This window comes from Ectothiorhodospira variabilis (assembly GCF_022227625.1).
GTDB classification, from domain to species: domain Bacteria; phylum Pseudomonadota; class Gammaproteobacteria; order Ectothiorhodospirales; family Ectothiorhodospiraceae; genus Ectothiorhodospira; species Ectothiorhodospira haloalkaliphila.
Genome location: NZ_JAJNAO010000002.1, coordinates 362915 through 380428 on the forward strand (window position 1 = coordinate 362915; position 17514 = coordinate 380428).

At 65.0% G+C, this 17514-nt stretch carries 16 protein-coding genes; 13 read left to right on the forward strand and 3 right to left on the reverse strand.

Annotated elements, in window-relative coordinates:
- Window positions 1–2 precede the first annotated feature (2 nt).
- From LPW30_RS04350 to LPW30_RS04400, 11 genes are all read left to right on the forward strand, one after another.
- On the forward strand, window positions 3–2303 hold the full coding sequence (locus tag LPW30_RS04350) for an alpha-carboxysome scaffolding protein CsoS2 (RefSeq protein ID WP_239680179.1): 2301 nt from the start codon (window positions 3–5) through the stop codon (window positions 2301–2303).
- Between the two features lie 35 nt (window positions 2304–2338).
- Window positions 2339–3991 (forward strand): carboxysome shell carbonic anhydrase, encoded by a 1653-nt coding sequence (locus LPW30_RS04355; RefSeq protein WP_025282468.1) that lies wholly within the window; start codon window positions 2339–2341, stop codon window positions 3989–3991.
- A complete protein-coding gene (locus tag LPW30_RS04360; protein WP_025282469.1) occupies window positions 3991–4260 on the forward strand; it encodes an alpha-carboxysome shell vertex protein CsoS4 in 270 nt (89 codons plus the stop codon). The genes LPW30_RS04355 and LPW30_RS04360 overlap by 1 nt, the downstream gene beginning before the upstream one ends.
- A gap of 10 nt (window positions 4261–4270) precedes the next feature.
- A complete protein-coding gene (locus LPW30_RS04365) occupies window positions 4271–4522 on the forward strand; it encodes a carboxysome peptide B (RefSeq protein ID WP_239680180.1) in 252 nt (83 codons plus the stop codon).
- A 149-nt stretch (window positions 4523–4671) separates the two neighbouring features.
- Window positions 4672–4974, forward strand: a complete 303-nt coding sequence (locus tag LPW30_RS04370; RefSeq protein ID WP_025282471.1) for an alpha-carboxysome major shell protein CsoS1 — start codon at window positions 4672–4674, stop codon at window positions 4972–4974.
- Window positions 4975–5028: 54 nt separating this feature from the next.
- On the forward strand, window positions 5029–5505 hold the full coding sequence (locus LPW30_RS04375; RefSeq protein ID WP_025282472.1) for a ferritin-like domain-containing protein: 477 nt from the start codon (window positions 5029–5031) through the stop codon (window positions 5503–5505).
- A gap of 15 nt (window positions 5506–5520) precedes the next feature.
- Window positions 5521–5784: a 4a-hydroxytetrahydrobiopterin dehydratase gene (locus tag LPW30_RS04380; RefSeq protein WP_025282473.1), complete on the forward strand. Its 264-nt coding sequence runs from the start codon at window positions 5521–5523 to the stop codon at window positions 5782–5784.
- A gap of 307 nt (window positions 5785–6091) precedes the next feature.
- Window positions 6092–7168 carry a LysR family transcriptional regulator gene (locus LPW30_RS04385; RefSeq protein ID WP_239680181.1) on the forward strand — a complete coding sequence of 359 codons (1077 nt, stop codon included), beginning with the start codon at window positions 6092–6094 and terminating at the stop codon, window positions 7166–7168.
- Between the two features lie 62 nt (window positions 7169–7230).
- On the forward strand, window positions 7231–8358 hold the full coding sequence (locus LPW30_RS04390; protein ID WP_239680182.1) for a carboxysome shell carbonic anhydrase: 1128 nt from the start codon (window positions 7231–7233) through the stop codon (window positions 8356–8358).
- Window positions 8359–8445: 87 nt separating this feature from the next.
- A complete protein-coding gene (locus LPW30_RS04395) occupies window positions 8446–9687 on the forward strand; it encodes a glycosyltransferase family 4 protein (RefSeq protein ID WP_239680183.1) in 1242 nt (413 codons plus the stop codon).
- Between the two features lie 10 nt (window positions 9688–9697).
- Window positions 9698–10216 carry a phosphatase PAP2 family protein gene (locus LPW30_RS04400; protein ID WP_238624848.1) on the forward strand — a complete coding sequence of 173 codons (519 nt, stop codon included), beginning with the start codon at window positions 9698–9700 and terminating at the stop codon, window positions 10214–10216.
- A gap of 16 nt (window positions 10217–10232) precedes the next feature.
- Here the strand turns inward: LPW30_RS04400 and LPW30_RS04405 are convergent, their stop codons facing one another.
- On the reverse strand, window positions 10233–12068 hold the full coding sequence (locus LPW30_RS04405) for a pyruvate kinase (RefSeq protein ID WP_239680184.1): 1836 nt from the start codon (window positions 12066–12068) through the stop codon (window positions 10233–10235).
- A 326-nt stretch (window positions 12069–12394) separates the two neighbouring features.
- Between LPW30_RS04405 and LPW30_RS04410 the strand changes: the two genes are divergently transcribed.
- The gene (locus tag LPW30_RS04410; protein ID WP_025282478.1) at window positions 12395–13180 is read left to right on the forward strand and encodes a hypothetical protein; all 786 of its coding nucleotides are present in this window, start codon (window positions 12395–12397) and stop codon (window positions 13178–13180) included.
- Window positions 13181–13283: 103 nt separating this feature from the next.
- Here the strand turns inward: LPW30_RS04410 and LPW30_RS04415 are convergent, their stop codons facing one another.
- Window positions 13284–15074 (reverse strand): alkaline phosphatase, encoded by a 1791-nt coding sequence (locus LPW30_RS04415; RefSeq protein ID WP_239680185.1) that lies wholly within the window; start codon window positions 15072–15074, stop codon window positions 13284–13286.
- A gap of 194 nt (window positions 15075–15268) precedes the next feature.
- A complete protein-coding gene (locus tag LPW30_RS04420) occupies window positions 15269–15982 on the reverse strand; it encodes a sulfotransferase family protein (protein WP_239680186.1) in 714 nt (237 codons plus the stop codon).
- 228 nt (window positions 15983–16210) lie between these two features.
- Here LPW30_RS04420 and LPW30_RS04425 point away from each other — a divergent pair, with 228 nt between their 5' ends.
- Window positions 16211–17284, forward strand: coding sequence for a porin (locus tag LPW30_RS04425; RefSeq protein ID WP_239680187.1), 1074 nt, complete (start codon window positions 16211–16213; stop codon window positions 17282–17284).
- Window positions 17285–17514 lie beyond the last annotated feature (230 nt).

A 17514-nucleotide genomic window follows, 5' to 3' on the forward strand; every position in this document is an offset into this window, starting at 1 on the left:
TCATGCCACATCATGAGCAGCAGACATTGACCGGACGGGCAGCATCGCAGGCCCGCCGCCGGGCACAGGCCGCCGGAGGCAAGGCGGCCCTGGGCACATCGCGAAGCGATGGGCATACCCGTGCGTCGGCGACTGCCGCTGCACCCCAGGCACCGCAACAGCCTGTGGTGTCGCCTGCGCCACGGCCAGAGCCTCCCGCTGGCCGAAGCGCCGCCCCGGCGTCACCTTCCCGACGCACCCGTGCAGGTGCGCAATCCCCCGCCTCCGATACCCGCGCCAAGGCGCAGGCGCGTCGCCAGGCTCTGGCCAGCGCCGGCAAGCGGGCGGACCGCTCTGCCGACCGCACTCGCCAGGACGTGGCACCTTCCATGGCTCGTCCGGCCGGGGCTGGTGCGAAGCAGAATCCCGACCAGGGCGAATGTCGCTGCGGTGGTGCCTGTCGGGGTGAAAACCGCGACACCAAACACATGGGACAGGACCTGTCCCGGTCGACTCACGCGTCGGAGTCCGGTCAGTCCACGCGTGCCTCGGCAACCTCCATGGGCCGAAGCGACGCCAACGGCACTCGGCGTGGCAACGGTCGGCGGCGACCCACCGTGAATCAGCCCCAGGGCCGCCTTCAGGCCATGGCCCGCCGCCAGGCGCAGGCAGGACGTGGCAAGGCCGCCGCACACTCGCCTCCCTCGGCAGCGAGCCTGGCTCGCCAGGCCAACCCGCGGCTTTCGGGCCGTGAACTGGCCCAGGCAGTGCGTGATCAGCGCAGCCGCGCTGGCGGGGTGGGCACCCGCAAATCCGCCCCCACGGGGCGTCAGCGCCCGGCACCGTCCGGCGCGCAGGATCAGCCCTGGAAGGTGGGTGTGATGGAAACCGCCCATGGCCAGCACCTCACTGGCACCCGGGTGGGCCGTAGCCAGTCCGTCACCGGCGACGAGGCGAGCACCTGCCGAGCTGTCACCGGCACCGAATACCTGGGTGCCGAAATCTTTCGCGAGTTCTGCCAGACCGAGGCCCCACGCGGACCCGTGAAGGTGGGACTCAGCAGTACCGGCGCCGGCTCCACAATCACCGGCAGCCGCACCGGCCGCTCGGAACGGGTGACCGGTAATGAATCCGGCAGTTGCACGGCCGTGACAGGCAATCAGTATCTGTCCGCGGAGCACTTTGGCACCTTTTGCGCCCCCGCTTCCGAGAGCACCGGCAGGAAAAACCGGGGCCCAGCCAACCCGCCACCCAAGGTGGGTCAGTCCGAGACGCTGCATGGTCAGCACGTGACCGGCGCCCAGGTAGGTCGCAGCTCCCGCGTCACCGGCGACGAACCAGGCACCTGCCGGATGGTGACCGGGGATGAATACCTGGGTAGCGAACAGTACGAAACCTTCTGTGGCTCCCGACCGGAGCCTCTGGAACCGGAGCGTACCGGCCAGTCCACCACCCTGGGTGGGCAGCGGGTATCGGGCACCCGCTCCGATCGTTCGAGCCGCGTCACTGGCAACGAGCCCGGCACCTGCAAGAGCGTGACCGGCACGCCCTACGCAGGGCTGGAACAGTCAGCGGCCTTCTGTGCCCCCAAGGAGCAGGAACGCATCACCGAGCGGGTGCATCCCCGGGCTTCGACCCCTGGCCCAAGGGCCACCGGCATCCAGCCGGGCATCGGTGGCGATGTCACCGGAGATGACAGGGGTGCGTGCGAGACCATCTCGGGCACACCCTACCTGGGCGTGGACCAGTTCGCCGAGGCCTGTGATACCGCAGCCCTGCCGGGGCAGCCCGACTTTCCCCAGGCCCTGGATGGCGCACCCTGGCAGCACTTCAGTGTGGCCTCACCGGCCCGCCAGGCCCATCAGACGCGCAGGAAGGATGGCGTAACGGGCACTGCCTACGAACAGGGTGGGCGCATTACCGGCCCCTTTGGCATGGCCGGCGGCAAGATCACCGGCACCGAGGAAGCACGCTTTGATCGCCGTACCCAGTTCGAGCCTGTGGCTCCGGCAGCCGGCATCGAGAACCTGGAGGAACAGCCCTCCGTGACCGCCGGGATGCGATCCCGGGTCACCGGTGAGGGTCAGTCCACCGGCACCCGCATCACTGGAGATGACTGGGAGCGTGGCGAACGCGTCACCGGCACGGAGGGCAGTTCCGCCCGCCGCCGCAATCCCACGCGAGCCGGGTCCGTGAGCGCCATGCCCAGTGTGGAACGCAAGCGTAATGAAGACACGCCACCGCCCGTCAGCCGGGTGACCGGCGGCAGCGGCAACACAGACCGCGGCTCGCTGGTGACCTACTCCGGCGGCGCCCGCGGCTAAGACAGAACCAGGAACAGAGACAGCGAACCCACGACATGATTCGACGCCACGCACATCGCGATAACCTGATCTGGGCCTCGGGGGCCGGCGCCGCGCCGAGCCCGGCGGCCACGGTCGGGGATGCGCGCCAGGCGTCCCCCCGCAAGCCTGGGGGGTGGGAGCCTGCGCCCGCGGCCCCGCGTACCGAGGACACAGTCAGCCGCCCGTCCGTGCAGGACACCGCCCCCCTGGCGCCGAGCCGGGAGCGTCGTCCACCGCATCGGGCACGACGTCACGTGCCGGGCACAGTGACCCAACCGCATCCGCTGACAAACCGCTCGACCAACGAGCAACTGCGGACTTACGAGCAGGGCGTGCGAGCTGCCTTCGACCAGATCGTGCCCACACTCAAACAGATCTCTGCCCTGCACTGCGAGCCGGATTTCACCCAGCGGGCCCAGCAACTGGCGCAGCGGGAACTGGGTTTCGAGTTGCCCAACGGTATCCTGGACGATGCCTGGATCGCCGGCCTGGATCTGCGGCGCCTGTACGCCTGGTCGCTGTTCGAAACCTACCGGCGCATGGCCGATGACTTCTTTGCCCGCGACCCCCTGCGGGGTCGGGAGACGACGGCCTTTGACGAGTTCCTGCAGTCCTGCGGCTTTCACCTGATGGACATCACGCCCTGCGCCGATGGACGCCTGGCCCATGCCATCAGTTACGTGCTGCGCCTGCCCATCGGTGCGGTGCGCCGCAAATCCTACGCCGGCACCCTGTTCGACGTGGAGGAGACAGTGGAGAAATGGGTGGAGGTGGAACACCAGCGCTTCCGGGAGGGCCGGCCCAATACTGCCGATACCTCCACCCGCTATCTCAAGGTGGTGATGTACCACTTCAGCAGCCTTGACCCGGAACATCAGGGCTGCGCCGCCCACGGCTCCGACGATGGCCTGGCGGCCCGGGCCGGCCTGGAGCGGCTGCACCATTTCCGCCAGGCCATCGAAAACAGTTTCTGCTGCGGCGCCTCCGTGGCCCTGCTGCTGATCGGACTGGATACGGATACCGACGCGATCCGTGTGCACCTGCCGGATGAACGGGGCGAGATGGACCTGAACCAGTCGGTGGATGCGCAAGCGCTGTATGACCAGACCCACAACCTCACGCCCGAGGCCGCCCGGCAGGGCATCCTGGAGGCAGTCTGTGCCGCCGCGCCGGACACCGCCGATGAGGGCATGGTGCGCCTGGTGGCGCGCCTGGTGGAAAACAACCTGTCGCAGATCGAGTATGTGCGCACCCTGCAGGGGGGCGGCTACCCGGACGCGGGCCACGCTGAGCGCTTCATGGCCGTGGGTATCGGTTTTGAGGAAATCCAGCTGCGCAACCTGACCTATTTCGCCTACCTGCACACGGTGGAGGAAGGCGCGCCGGATCTGGACGTGGGCTGTCGCATCTTCGACGGTCTCAATGTGAGCCACGGCCTGCCCATCCCGGTGGTGGTGCGTTTTGACTACCACGGCCGCGTGCCGGGAGCCCGGGAGCGGGCCGTGGAGCGGGCACGCCGCCTGGATCGGGCGCTGGCAGATCGTTTCCGCGTCCGCGTCCAGCAAGGCCTGTTGCACCGCATGCTGGTGGTGCGGGACTGCGATGCAGGATCGGGGCTGGAAGTGGTGTCCACCTCCGTGGATCCGCAGCCGGCGGGAGGACACTGATGAAGATCTGCCAGGTGGTGAGGCCGCTGGTGGCCACCAACCGGATCCCGGGCTTCGAACACAAGCATCTGCAGGTGGTACGCGATGGCAGCGCCCTGCAGGTGGCGGTGGATTCGGTGGGCTGCGTGCCCGGCGACTGGGTGATCTGTGTGGGCAGTTCTGCCGCCCGGGAGGCAGCAGGCAGCAAGGAGTTCCCCAGCGATCTGACCATCGTCGGGATCATTGATCACTGGCCGCCGCCGGAAGCAGCACCCGGCAGCGAGACCTAGGAGGCAGGCCATGGAGATTCAACAAGTGGAAGGGTCTTTGGTCTGCACCCAGCGCGTCCCGGGGCTCCATCGCGTGCATCTGAGGGTGCTGCGCGATGCCAGGGGCAAGCGCGTGGTGGCCACGGATCCGGTGGGCGCGAGCCCGGGTAACTGGGTGTTTGTGGTGAGCGGCTCCGCCGCCCGCTACGCCATGGGCGATGCCCGCATCCTCACCGATCTGACGGTGGGCGGGATCATCGACCACTGGGAACCGGACACATGAAAAATCGGGCCTTGAAATGGTTTAGAGCCCCCGCGGGCACCTTCGAGGCCGTTCGCAACCGCGGGGAATACCGGGCCGGGTAACCGCCCAATTGAATCAACAACAACCACTGAATCATCAACAACCACTGAGTCACTCGGAGAAGACAGATGGCCCAAGAAAACTATGGTATTGCGCTGGGGATGATTGAAACCCGCGGACTGGTGCCCGCCATCGAGGCGGCAGATGCCATGACGAAAGCCGCCGAAGTGCGACTGATCGGCCGCGAATTTGTCGGCGGGGGTTATGTGACCGTGCTGGTGCGCGGCGAGACCGGGGCCGTGAACGCTGCGGTGCGCGCCGGGGCCGATGCCTGCGAACGAGTGGGTGACGGCCTGGTGGCAGCACACATCATTGCCCGTCCGCACCGGGAAGTGGAACCCATCCTGAGCAAGGCCGAGCCTGGCGCCTGAACCCCCTTTGCCTGAACCTGAGCCGCCCGATGCGGGCGGCAGGGGTCATCAAGCATGAGACAAACACGAGTCCATCCTCGTATTCTGGGTTACCTTGGGCGGGCGCTCAGCCTGGAGCTCTCGGCGGTGCAGCAGTACATGACCCAGGCCTCGCTGGTCGAGGCCTGGGGGCTGCCGGAGGCGGCCGCGCGCCTGCGGGAGGAAACGGTCGAGGAAATGCGCCACGCTGAGCTGATCACCCAAAGGATGCTGTCCCTGGGGGCAGCCCCCAATGCCTCGCAGTTACGACCCGCGGGCGTGGGGCGCACCCTGGTGGATCTGCTTCGTCAGGATACGATCCTGGAGGGCGAGATCATCGCCATCTACCAGGACGCCCTCACGTTCTGCCAGCGTGTGGGTGACGCGGATAACGGCGCCTTCTTTCAACGGCTGCTCCAGGAGGAACTGGCGCACGCCCATGACATCGAACACTGGCTGGCCTCCCTGGGGGTGCCCCGGCGCGGCCATGACAGTGACCGGATCTACTTCTGACGGGGGAGCGTGCACATGAACCCGGAATGGATCGAGCGACAGAAGCCACCGCGACTGGAACGCCGGCTCGCCTTTGAGGATTATGAGGGCACTCGCCACTTTCTGGAGAAGGCGGCGGAGCTGTCCGAGCGCAGCGGCATCCACCCGGACATCAGCTTCGGGCGAACCTACGTCAACATCACCCTTCACGCCGAGGAAGGGGCCCAGGCCCTGAGCGAGGCGCAGAGGGACTTTGCCCGCGACCTGGATGCACTGGCGCCCACACAGGAGGATGCATGAGCCAATCACCCCCCCAGGAAAAACCGGAATCCCCCGGACCGGCGACACAGACAGCCGCGCCGAAGGAATCCGACCCGAAAGAATCTGGTCAGGCATCGGCATCGAGCAGCCCTCCATCGCCTCCGGATAAACCCTCACCCGGGACCACCACGCCCCGAAAACCAGCCGCGACCAAGCGCCGCACCGGCACCCGGAGTCAAACCCCGCGCTCGTCGGCAACCAAACGCAAGGAGGAGGAGGCACCGCCCGCCCTGCCCTCTCGCCCACGCGTCTGGCCCGACTGACCCGGGTCAGACGAGGAACGCCGATGCCCCCTCGTGAAACGTCCAGCAAGACGAAGTCCTCCAACGACAACGATGACCGGGACCATCCCAGTGGTCCCTCCGGCACCGCCAGCCGATTCATCCGCCACGCCACGCTACGGCAGATGCAGTTGCTGGAGGCCATCGTCCGCCTGGGGAGCTTCACCCGGGCAGCCGAGGAGATGTTCCTCACCCAGCCCACGGTCTCCATGCAGATCAAGAAGCTCTCCGACACCGTGGGCATGCCCCTGTTCGTCACCGTGGGCCGCCAGGTGGCGCCCACTGATGCCGGTCGTGAAGTGTATGCCGCCGTGCGGACGATCCTGCGCACGCTGAGCGATCTTGAGACCAAGCTGGCAGACCTGAAGGGCCTCAAGAGTGGTCGGCTGCGACTGGCGGTGATCACCACCGCCAAGTATTTTGCCCCGGAAATCCTCGGGTCCTTCTGCGAAAAATTCCCGGGCATCGAGGTATCCCTCAAGATCACCAATCGCGAGAGCATCATTGAGCGCATGGTGGCCAACGAGGACGACCTGTACATCTTCGGTGAGCCCAAGACTGCCGGCATGGAGGTGGAGGCCACCTACCTGGCACCCAACCCCCTGGTGATCGTCGCCCGCAACGATCACCCCCTCACCCAGGAAAAGCGCATTCCCCTGGAGCACCTGGCCGGGGAGAACTTCCTGCTTCGGGAGACCGGTTCAGGGATCCGCGATTCCCTGGTGCGGCGCTTCCAGGAAAAGGGCCTGCGCCCGCGGGTACGCATGGAGTTGGGCAGCAACGAGGCCATCAAGCACGCCATCGTGGCCGGCCTGGGCCTCTCGGCGCTGTCGCTGCATTCCCTGAATCTGGATTGGGGCGGGGGCCGCCTGGCCATGCTGGACGTGGAAGGCTTTCCCGTGGACCGGGCCTGGTATCTGGTGCATCCCAAGGGGCGGGAGCTGTCCACCCTGGCCCGCACCTTCCTGGCCTTTGCCATTGAGCAGGAACCGGAGATCCGCGCCACCCTGAACAAGACCTACCAGGTCCTGCGTGCCGACAAACAGGCGATCCTGCTCCCGGAAGGAGAAGACAACCCATAGACTCGAATTGATGAAAAATCCCCTCTGGAACGATGAACGTCATTCATTCCAGTGCTATGCTCATGCCTCCCAAAACCCGGCCTGGGTCAAGACATGATCCCGGCTGGCATGTTTCATCCGGCAGGGCGAGCACGGCCATTCAGATCCACACCCGACCCATCGACGAACGCATCGGCTGGCTCATTTCGCTGGCAGAAGCCCACAGCGAGGACTTTTGCAGTCCCGCAACCACCCTGGCCCGGCAGCGTTACCTGGCGCGTCATCCCACCCGCGTGATGGTGATGAAGTGCATGGACGGCCGCGTCCATATCCCCCATGCCACCCACACCCCACTGGGCATCATTCAGCCCTTTCGCAGCCTGGGTGGTCGTTTTGACCTGGGCTGGCCTTACCTGGGAGAAGTGATCACTCATGCCGTGGAAAGCGCCACCCGTGCCGGCCACGGTGTGCTGCTGCTGATCACCTATCATTACTCGCGGGGCGATCACGCCCGGGGCTGTGCGGGCTTTGGCTGCGACACGACCGCCGCCATGGAGCACACGCAGGAGATCTGCGCCCAGGCAGAAGAGCTGTTCGGTGCCGACGGACAAAGCGTGTACCCACTGGTGTGCGGCTTCGAAACCGACAGCGACGCGCTGATCATTCACAACCGCCGTGGCGATGCCCTGGATATCTCGTCGCTTTCCCACGCCGATGCGGACGATCTGCCCCGACGCCTCCAGACCCTGTGCCCGGACATGCCTGCTGGCTTCCAGCGGGATCTTCTGCCGCTACTGCTGGGCAACCTGGACCATGTGGACGCCCTGCGCGGTGCGGATCGGGAACTGGACATCCAGCATCGGGAATGGGCCATCTGTGTGGGGCGCGGATTCGATTTCCTGCATCTACCCAATACGGCGCTGATCATCGGCCCTTATAATCCGGATCTTTCAGAGCCCATTATCAAGGCTGCGGGCATCATTGCCGCCAACATGGCCGCAGGCCGCATCCCGGATGATGGTTTCCTGTTGCTGACCTCATCACCCTATGAACAGATGGGAGTGGACCGGGCCCGCGCCCGTCTGAAGTCGCGCTTTTTGTGCGAATTTGCGGCCCAGGTGATTGGCGAGGAGTTCCCGGACCTGGCCCGCCGCATGATTGCCCGGTCGGCCGTGGTGGACTGGCCTACACGGAGACTGGAGTTGTTGTAGGGCATTCACGCAAACGTCACGGCTTGTTCACCGGGCTGACAACCAGCCCGCCTAGCATCGGGGCAACCTGTCCACAGTGGAAGCCCCATGCAGACTGCCCAACAAACCCGGGAAACTGAGACGACGACCCCAGACGCGGCCGCGGAACAGACCGAACACCCCCACCTGGCCGCGGTGCCCAGGCAGCGACTGCGCATCGCCATGGTCACGGAAACCTTCCCTCCCGAGATCAATGGCGTGGCCCACACCCTGCACCAGATGGTGCACAGCATGCTGGAGCGCGGGCATGAGGTTCACCTGATCCGCCCGCGCCAGGGCAAGGGTGACCACGGCACCCTGGCCCCCCGGGAGGGGCTGCGTGAGCAACTCACCCACGGCCTGCCGATCCCCGGTTACCCCGGCCTGCATTTCGGCCTGCCTGCCCGTGGCGCCATCCGCAAGGCGTGGCGCGCCAACCCGCCGGACGTGATCTACGTGGCCACCGAAGGCCTGCTGGGCGGCTCCGTGCTGTCCGCGGCCCGGGCCATGGGTATCCCGGTGATCAGCGGCTTTCACACCAACTTCCACCGCTACAGCCAGTATTACGGCCTGGGGTTCCTGGCGCCGGCGATCAGCTGGTTCCTGCGTCGCTTCCATCACCGCACCCAGTGCACCCTGGTGCCCACCGACACCCTGGCTCAAGAGCTGCAGGAGCAGGGTTTTGGCACCTGCCGAGTGCTGGCCCGGGGTGTGGACACCCAGCTATTCAACCCCGCCCGCCGTCGTCCTGACCTGCGCGCCCAATGGGGACTTGAGCCGGATGACCCAGCGGTGATCTACGTGGGCCGCCTGGCCGCGGAGAAGAATCTGCACCTGGCCGTGGAGGCCTTTCGCGCCATGCAGGCCCGCCAGCCCCGGGCCCGATTCATTCTGGTGGGTGATGGACCGGCCGCCGCCGAACTGCGTGAACAGCACCCGGACCTGATCCTGGCGGGCGTGCACATCGGTGAGGATCTGGCGGGATATTACGCCAGCGGCGACATGTTCCTGTTCCCCTCCACTTCGGACACCTTCGGCAACGTGGTCCTGGAAGCCATGGCCTCGGGTCTAGCGGTGGTGTCCTACGACTATGCGGCGGGCCGCCAGCATCTGCGCCACGGCGAGAGTGGCATGCTGGCCCGCTTCGATGACGCCGAACAGTTCAAGCAACTGGCCACCGAGCTGGTGGCCGATCCCCACACCTGGAGACGCCTGGGTACCCAGGCTCGCGCCGAGGCCGAGACGGTGGACTGGCGCTGTGAGCACGATCGGCTGGAAGCCCTGTTCCTTGAGTACGCCCAAGCCAAGTGAGGTGTTCCCCATGCGCATGATGCAGCGAATGACCGAAGCCGAACTGCCCCTTTGCCTGGCCTTCAACCGGGCCAATCACCAATGGCTGACCCACCGGACCTTTGCCATGGTCAGCCGCCTGGGCAACGGGGTGTTCTGGTATGTGCTGATGCTGGCCCTGCCTGTCATCCATGGCCTGTGGGCCCTGCAGGTGAGCCTGCACATGGCCCTGGTGGGCCTGCTCTGCCTGCCCATCTACAAGCTCCTGAAGCAGACCACGGTGCGCGACCGACCCTACACCCAGAACCAGGACATCCTGCAGAACGTGCCGGCCCTGGACCGTTTCAGCTTCCCCTCCGGCCATACCATGCATGCGGTGGCCTTCACCATCATCCTGGTGGCCTACCTGCCGGCCTGGGCCTGGCTGGTGGTGCCCTTCACGGTGATGATCGCCCTCTCCCGCCTGGTGCTGGGCCTGCATTATCCCAGCGACGTGCTGGCAGGCGCCGCCATTGGTGCCCTGGTCGCCAGTGCCAGCCTGATGCTTTGACGGCCGGCCCCGCCCCTCAATCCGCACACAACCGAAGGGCTCGCAACTGCGAGCTCTTCTTGTGCTGGTGCGCCTGCATGCGCACCAGGATATCGTTCAGGGTGTGCACCGCCTCCAGGATATAGGGCCCCTTGTTCAGCATGACGCATTCGGCCCGCCCGGCCATGGCCGCATCGGTGATCTCGGGGCGGGAGATGGTCCCGCTCCGGGCCAGGGTCTCCAGCACCTGAGTGGCCCAGATCACCGGCACATGGGCCGCCTCGCACAGCCACAGGATCTCCTCCTGGATCTCCGCCAGCCGCTCGCCCCCGATCTCCACGGCCAGATCCCCGCGGGCGATCATCACCCCCAGGCGGTGACGCCCCAGGGTGGCCAGGATGATCTCGGAGAGATTCTCCAGGGCACGGCCCGTCTCGATCTTGGCCACCACCCCAAGCCCGGCGCCGCCACGCCGGGCCAGTTCATCCATGAGAACAACCATGTCCTGGCGGGACTCCACGAAGGAGTAACCCACCAGATCCGCATGGGCCACCACGAAGTCCAGGTCCTTCATATCCTGGGGACTCAGCGGCGGCAGGTTCAGTCGAGCGCCGGGGAAGTTGAGACCCTTGTCCGCCCGAAGGCGACTGCCCTGGGGACGGCAATGGGTGATACGAACCATCACGCCGCTGGCATCCACCGACTCCACCCGGCCACCGATCTTGCCATCATCGATCCACACCGCCTGCCCCACTTCCAGCAGATCCAGCGCTTCGGGCGCGGAACAGGCGATCCGGGCGCAGCGTGCCAACCGCCCTTGATCATCCACCAGGGCCGGACGCCCCGGCACCGGGTCGCGGGTCAGGTGCAGCAGGGCGCCCTTGTAGAGGCGAATGTTGACCGGCTCCCGCGTCAGCCATCCCAGCCGCAGGGACAGCACCGGGCTTCGGTGCCCGTTGGCATCCGGGCGCTTGAGGACGAACTCGGTCTCGTCACTCACATAGGCCCCCTGGTCCAGGGTAGCCAGCCACCCTCCCTTGGGCAGGGGTTCCACCAGCCGAAGTACCCGGGCCTTGCCACGGGTATCGCGAAAGCGCAGTTCATCCACCGATTGCAGGCCATCCAGCGTCGCCTGGGGCAATGAGAAGGCATATTGGCCGCGTGCCTGCACCGGGTCCTGTCCCGTGCCTTCGGGCAGCAGGTGGACATGCGCGGGCTCCGTGACCCTGCCCAGCAGATTGCGGCGGGGCTTGATGTGGGTGATGGCCGGCTTGAACTCCAGCGGGCCTGTGCGCAGCTTGTGGCCGCCCAGGTCCATGAGTACGGTGCACCGCCGCCCCAGTTGCGCCTCTGCGGCACGCAGGTGGCCGATCATGGCTGACCAGGCCTGGGCATCGTCGTGCGCGCAGTTGATGCGCGCACAGTCCATGCCCTCTTCCATCAGTTCCATCACCAGTTGGGGATTCACCGCCGCCGCACTGGGCAGCGTGACCATGATGCGCACCTCACGCGGCCCCGATGGCGGTCCGAAGAGCTGATCGGCATTGTCGCGCAGGGTGGTTTCACCCTTGTCGTAATCGATGGCGGGCTCGTCTTCCAGACCGGCCACCGGGCGCCCCGTCAGCTGCCCCAGCAAACGCGTGACCTGATTGATGCTCGCCAGCACATGGGCCTCGGTGCGCCCCAGGGAAGACAGCCCCTGACGGGCCAGGCCCCGCTGGATGGGGCGCAGATCCAGCGACCGGAAGGCAAGGTAATGGGCCAGGTTACGGGCCGAGAGCGGGACTTCGCCGGGGTAGTCCCGGGAGAACCTTTCCAGTCGTCGATGCGCCCCCAGCAAAACCTCGGTACGCAGATTCTGCAGGCCAGCCATCAATGTCTCCAGTGAATCCACTGGGGGTGTGGCAGTTGCACTTTGACCGGGGCCGGTTTCATCCAGCGGGCGATCCAAGATGGAGGGATGACTTTCTTCGGAAATGGAATCTTGCATGGAGTCGGGGCCATGAGGGTCCGCCGGCGAGTGCGGACCGCGTTGGGAGTGAGACCCCATGAGATAACAGAAAGGCGTGACAGGCGCATGACAGTGCCCGCCGGCGCTGGCCGGCCATGGTCAAAAAAACGTCATGATTCTCCCTTAGCATGGACCGGATCACAGGCTCGCCCCTTTCGATCCCACTCCATACCGAGGACATCTGATCCATGAAACATGCACGCACCGCCCTGTTCACGGCCCTGGCCGCCGCTCTCGTGGGAGCCGGCTGTCAGAGCACCCCATCCCCTGATGGATCCACGATGGACACCACCACTGCCCAGCAGACAGCCCCCGAGGCCGCCTTCTCGAAACCCGGCTTCCGGGTCCAGCTGGAGGATGGTCGACTGTGGGTGCTCAAGCAGGGCCAGGAAAAGCCGGATCGCCCGGTGATACTCATCGGCGCCGGCCCCCAGGGCATGACCCTGAAGGCCGTGGACCGCGAAACCGCCCTGGAATACGTGGCCGCCAAACCCGGCTTCGACGTCAGTGTTGAGGACGGGCGTCTGTGGGTGCTTCGGGAAGGCCAGGAGAAGCCCGCCCGCCCCGTGATGCTGATCAACGCCGGTCCACAGGGCATGACCCTGCGCGCGCACGACCGCGAGACCGCCCTGGAATACCTGGCCACCAAGCCGGGCTTTGATGTCAGTGTGGAAGACGGGCGCCTGTGGGTGCTTCGGGAAGGTCAGGAGAAGCCCGCCCGCCCCGTGATGCTGATCAATGCCGGTCCGCAGGGCATGACCCTGCGCGCGCCTGATCGTGATACGGCCCTGGCCTACCTGGCCACGAAACCAGGCTACCGGGCGGAAGCCGAAGATGGCCGGGTCTGGATTCTCAAACCGGATCAGGAGAAGACCGGGAAGCACGTAGCCCGCATCGGCGCCGGCCCGCAGGGCGCCACCCTGCGCGGCGTGGACAGCGAAACCCTGGACCGTTACATGGCCTACCAGCCGTAAACGGCAAAAATGGATCAGGCCCGCAACGCGGGCCTGATCCGGGTTTGAAGCCCTCCCCCCGTCCATTCCGGAGGAAGGCAACCACCATCACCTGCACTTGCGATCAGCGCATTCCACGTTCGCTGAAGGCCCGCTCCAGCCGCTCGTGCACCCGGTCACGGATGCTCTGCCCCAGGTTGTTTGGCTGGGAGACGCCACAATGGCGATTCCACATCACCGGCCGTTGCATGATCTCGATGGCCTGAGCGGGCACGAAGGTGCGGCCCTCGCCACCACCTGCCAACGGGGAATGCACCACCAGACCTTCCAACTGGCAGGTGTCATCTCCGCGCTGCAGCACATCGGTACCGTTCACAAGACGCCACTCACCCAGGGTGGCCCCCGTGTCATCCACGACGGCCTCGGGGAAGTGCTCCTGAACATCCACGAAAAGGCGCTGATTCAGACCGCTGGGATGGGTCAGCGAAAGATTCAGACGCATCGCCTTGCCCATGATCTGGCCGATATCCGCATTATCCACATAGCCGGTGGGAGCACCGGGGCCGTAGCTCCACAGGGGCACATCCTCCCCGGAGTGACCGTGGGTGGTCCAGCCGAAAATGGTGTGGTTGTCGTTGACCACCTTGATGATGGCCCGCTGCAGACCGCGGATGGACTGCTCATCGCGGATGGTCGCCAGGTCGTCATCCGACAAGTGGATATTCCAGTACTTGGCCACCGTGTCACGGATGTCGCCATCAGACGGGTTTCCCGGCAGCTGCGCACTGAGGAAGTTGGCCGTCACCTGCATCCCCTGGAGGGGTTCGATCACCCGCTCGATGGAGGTACGGGTGTAGTTGCCACTGCTGGCCCAGTTACCCAGGGCGAGGGCACCGGTGTTGTGATCGGGGACCACCACCACCATCGTCTGGCCGTCATGCTTGGCAAAGTCAAGCGCCAACCGAACACTGTCGTCAAACTCAAGGAAATCCTGCAGGTGATAGACGACGTCATTGGAATGACCCGCCCAGTCGATCTGGCTACCTTCCACCATCAGGAAGAAACCGTTCCGTTCCTGGGACAGCAGTTCCAGGGCCTTGGCCGTCATCTCCGACAACGAGGGTTCCGCCAGGGCCTGTTCGTGCAGACTCACGTCATAGTCGTGGCCGTTTTCCCGCAGATACCGACGGTCCAGTTCCGGCATCATGCTGCTGGAAGCAAACAGGCCCCAGACGCGATCGGAATGGATGCCATGCAGGTCATCGGCATGGTCGATGACCTGATAACCGCGGTCGTGCAAGACCTGCCGGAGATTTTCGCCATCGTCCCGCGAGCCGCCCATGCTCCTGGGCAACAGGTGCCGGCTACCGCCCCCGAAGACCACATCCAGGTTCTGGTAGACCATGTGCTTCATGATCTCGTTCTCCTTGCCGCGGGCGTCCACGTGGGCCGTATAGCCAGCCGGGGTGGCATGACTGATCCGCGAGGTGGCCACCACCCCCGTGGCCTTGCCCGCCAATTGGGCCCCTTCCAGCAGCGTGGCCAGGGGACGGTATTCAAACCAATCCCAGTCCACTCCCTCGGGCAACTGGTAGTTGCTCAGGATATCGTAGCTGCGCGGTGCCATGCCGATATGTGGCTCGGAGGTCTTGTAACCGGTGGCAAACGCGGTAGCCGCCGCCGCCGAGCCGGTGATGACCGAGTTGGTCATGCTGGTATTCACCATGCCCGTGGCAATCTCATCCAATGCCAGGGGCTCGCCCCGATAGAGCCGCCCCAAGGTCACCACCGACTGGGACTGACCATCCGGTACCAACACAATCACATTCTTGGGCATTCCGGCCTGAGCCGGAGCCATGGCCCAAACCAGGGCGACGGTGGTGACCACCGCCACGGTTGAAGATCGAAAACGCATTCGCACACCCATCACACACCACCTCTTCGACAATCGTCGTTCAGATCACTGGAATCCGGATGGCCGAAACGGCCCCCGGAGGATGCCGCGCGGTGAACGCCGCCCCTTCCACTGCCATGGGACAGTCACTCATCCATGCTGCAGGTCGACCCTATGGGCGCTGTATGACGGGTGGGTTTTGAATCCTTGACACTCTATTGACAGGTTACGGGAGTGCGAGCCACATCACATTTTCCGATGGAACCAGTCAGATCTCCGCTGAGCGGATACTGGAGGGCCCTCATGTGATCTCCCAGATACCGGTCGAAGACCTCCAGTTGCGCCGGTGTCAATTCCCGCTGATAACGATGCCGCGAGTCATCCCGCACGGTGTTGGAGCGGGCGATCTTGTAGTCGCCGCCGTGGAGGATGTCGAAGGTCTGGAAGGGGTAGAGTGTTTCGTGGGGCAGGTCCAGGTAGTTCATCAGGCCCGCCAGCGTGGCATCGGGCCTGGCCACCAGGTCTTCGTAGTGGATCCGATACCAGGGATCCGGATCATCGAGATAGGTGTCGTAGATACGCCGCCAGCGCTTGAGCAGGCCCACGTCGATCCCCTCCTCCCTGCGACCCCGCCTCCAGAGCAGATAGGCATACCCCGACTCCACGGAGGACAGATAGGCATCCCGAGGGTCTCGGGCCAGCCAGATACGTCGATCGTAGCGATCCCAGAGCCGCACGTGTCGCTGCAAATAGAGCAGGTCAACGGGCTTGATGCAGATCATGCCAGGTGGCTGCAGCCCCAGTGCAATGCGGACCAGTGCCCAGTTGGAACTGATGTCGCTGTAGGCACGGGCCTGGGAATGGCCAGAGAGGATGTGGGCCAGCAGGGTGCTGCCCGAACGCATGGAATAGCCGATGATGACTCGCATGAGCGTGACACTCCTGAGTCGTGAACCAGCGACTCAGGGTAATGGCTCTACATGACAGCAGGATAAACCCGGCACCGCAAAAAGCGTTGCACTCACGCAACACCTGTGGTGATTTCATCACAACTTCATGGTTTGTTCACGGCATTTTAACGCTGCACCGCCATATTTCTCCCCGGTTAGACAGGCTCGGGACAGCCTTTCCACTCATAGACTTGGGGAGTCATTCACATGCATCACAAGAAACTGATTGCGGCCATGGTGGCCGTGGGTATGTCCATGCCGGCCCTGGCCGTGGCCGACATGACGCTGTATGGGCGGGCACATCTGTCTGCCGACATTCTGAACGACGGCGACGATTACAGCGAATTCAACGTCTCCAGCAACTCCAGCCGCCTGGGCTTCAAGGGTGAGCGCCAGTTCGCGGATGACCTCACCGCCATCTTCCAGATCGAACAGCAGATCGACTTCGACACTGACGGTGGTGAATTCGCCACCCGCGATACCTTCGCCGGCCTGAAGGGCGACTGGGGCATGCTGCGCGTGGGCAAGTTCGACACACCCTTCAAGCGCGCCCGCGGCCCGGCCAACTTTTTCGGTGATCAGGTGGGCGACATGCGCAACCTGACCCGCACCAACGACCACGGTCGCTTCGACGAGCGGTTCAGAAACAGCATCCATTACCGCACACCGTCGCTGAACGGGCTGGTGTGGGATATCCAGTATTCGGCCGACAACTCCGGCCAGTCCACTGTGGAGGATGCCGAGAACCGCGCGGTGAGTACCTCCCTGGGTTTCCGCAACGGGCCGGTGAATGTGGTGCTGGCCTATGAAAATCAGAGCATCTATCGTGCATTTGATGCGGACGAACCGGATACCGCTGCCCTCGACTACAACGCCGACGCCTGGCGCCTGGCCGGCTCCTACCAGATCACCCCGGAATTCCGTCTGGGCGCCCTGTACCAGGTGACCGAGAATACGGGACGTCAGGACGAAAACCTGGAAGGTGAAGAAGGCAAGGTCTGGGGCTTCGGCGGCCAGTACAAGGCCAGCCCCAACGTCTACCTGAATGCCCATTGGTTCACCCTGGATTCCGACCTGGATGACAACGATGCCAACCTCTACGCCATCGGCCTGGAATATCGCCTGGACAGCGCCCTGCGCTTCTACGGCAACATCGCCGTCATGGACAACGACGATGATTCCAGCCTGACCTCCTGGAGCGCCGCCCGTACCGCCAGCCCCAGTGGGGCCGCCGGCGAGAAGGCCACCGCCTTCTCCCTGGGCATGCGTTACGACTTCTGATCACACCCTGTGTGTATCGGGGCAGGGACGCCCCACTCCTCTGCAAAGCATGGCGATCCTGGCCCGGTCCTACCCCCGGGCCTTTTTTATGCGCCTTGCAACACAAGAATCACGATGGCTTCACCGGCCTGAAAGATCACTCATTCAGCATGGGCGCTGAACCCTGGGAGAGCACCCCGGGGTGAACGGTTCAATGGGTGGCGCCAGGGGCGCTGCCCGCATGCCTTATT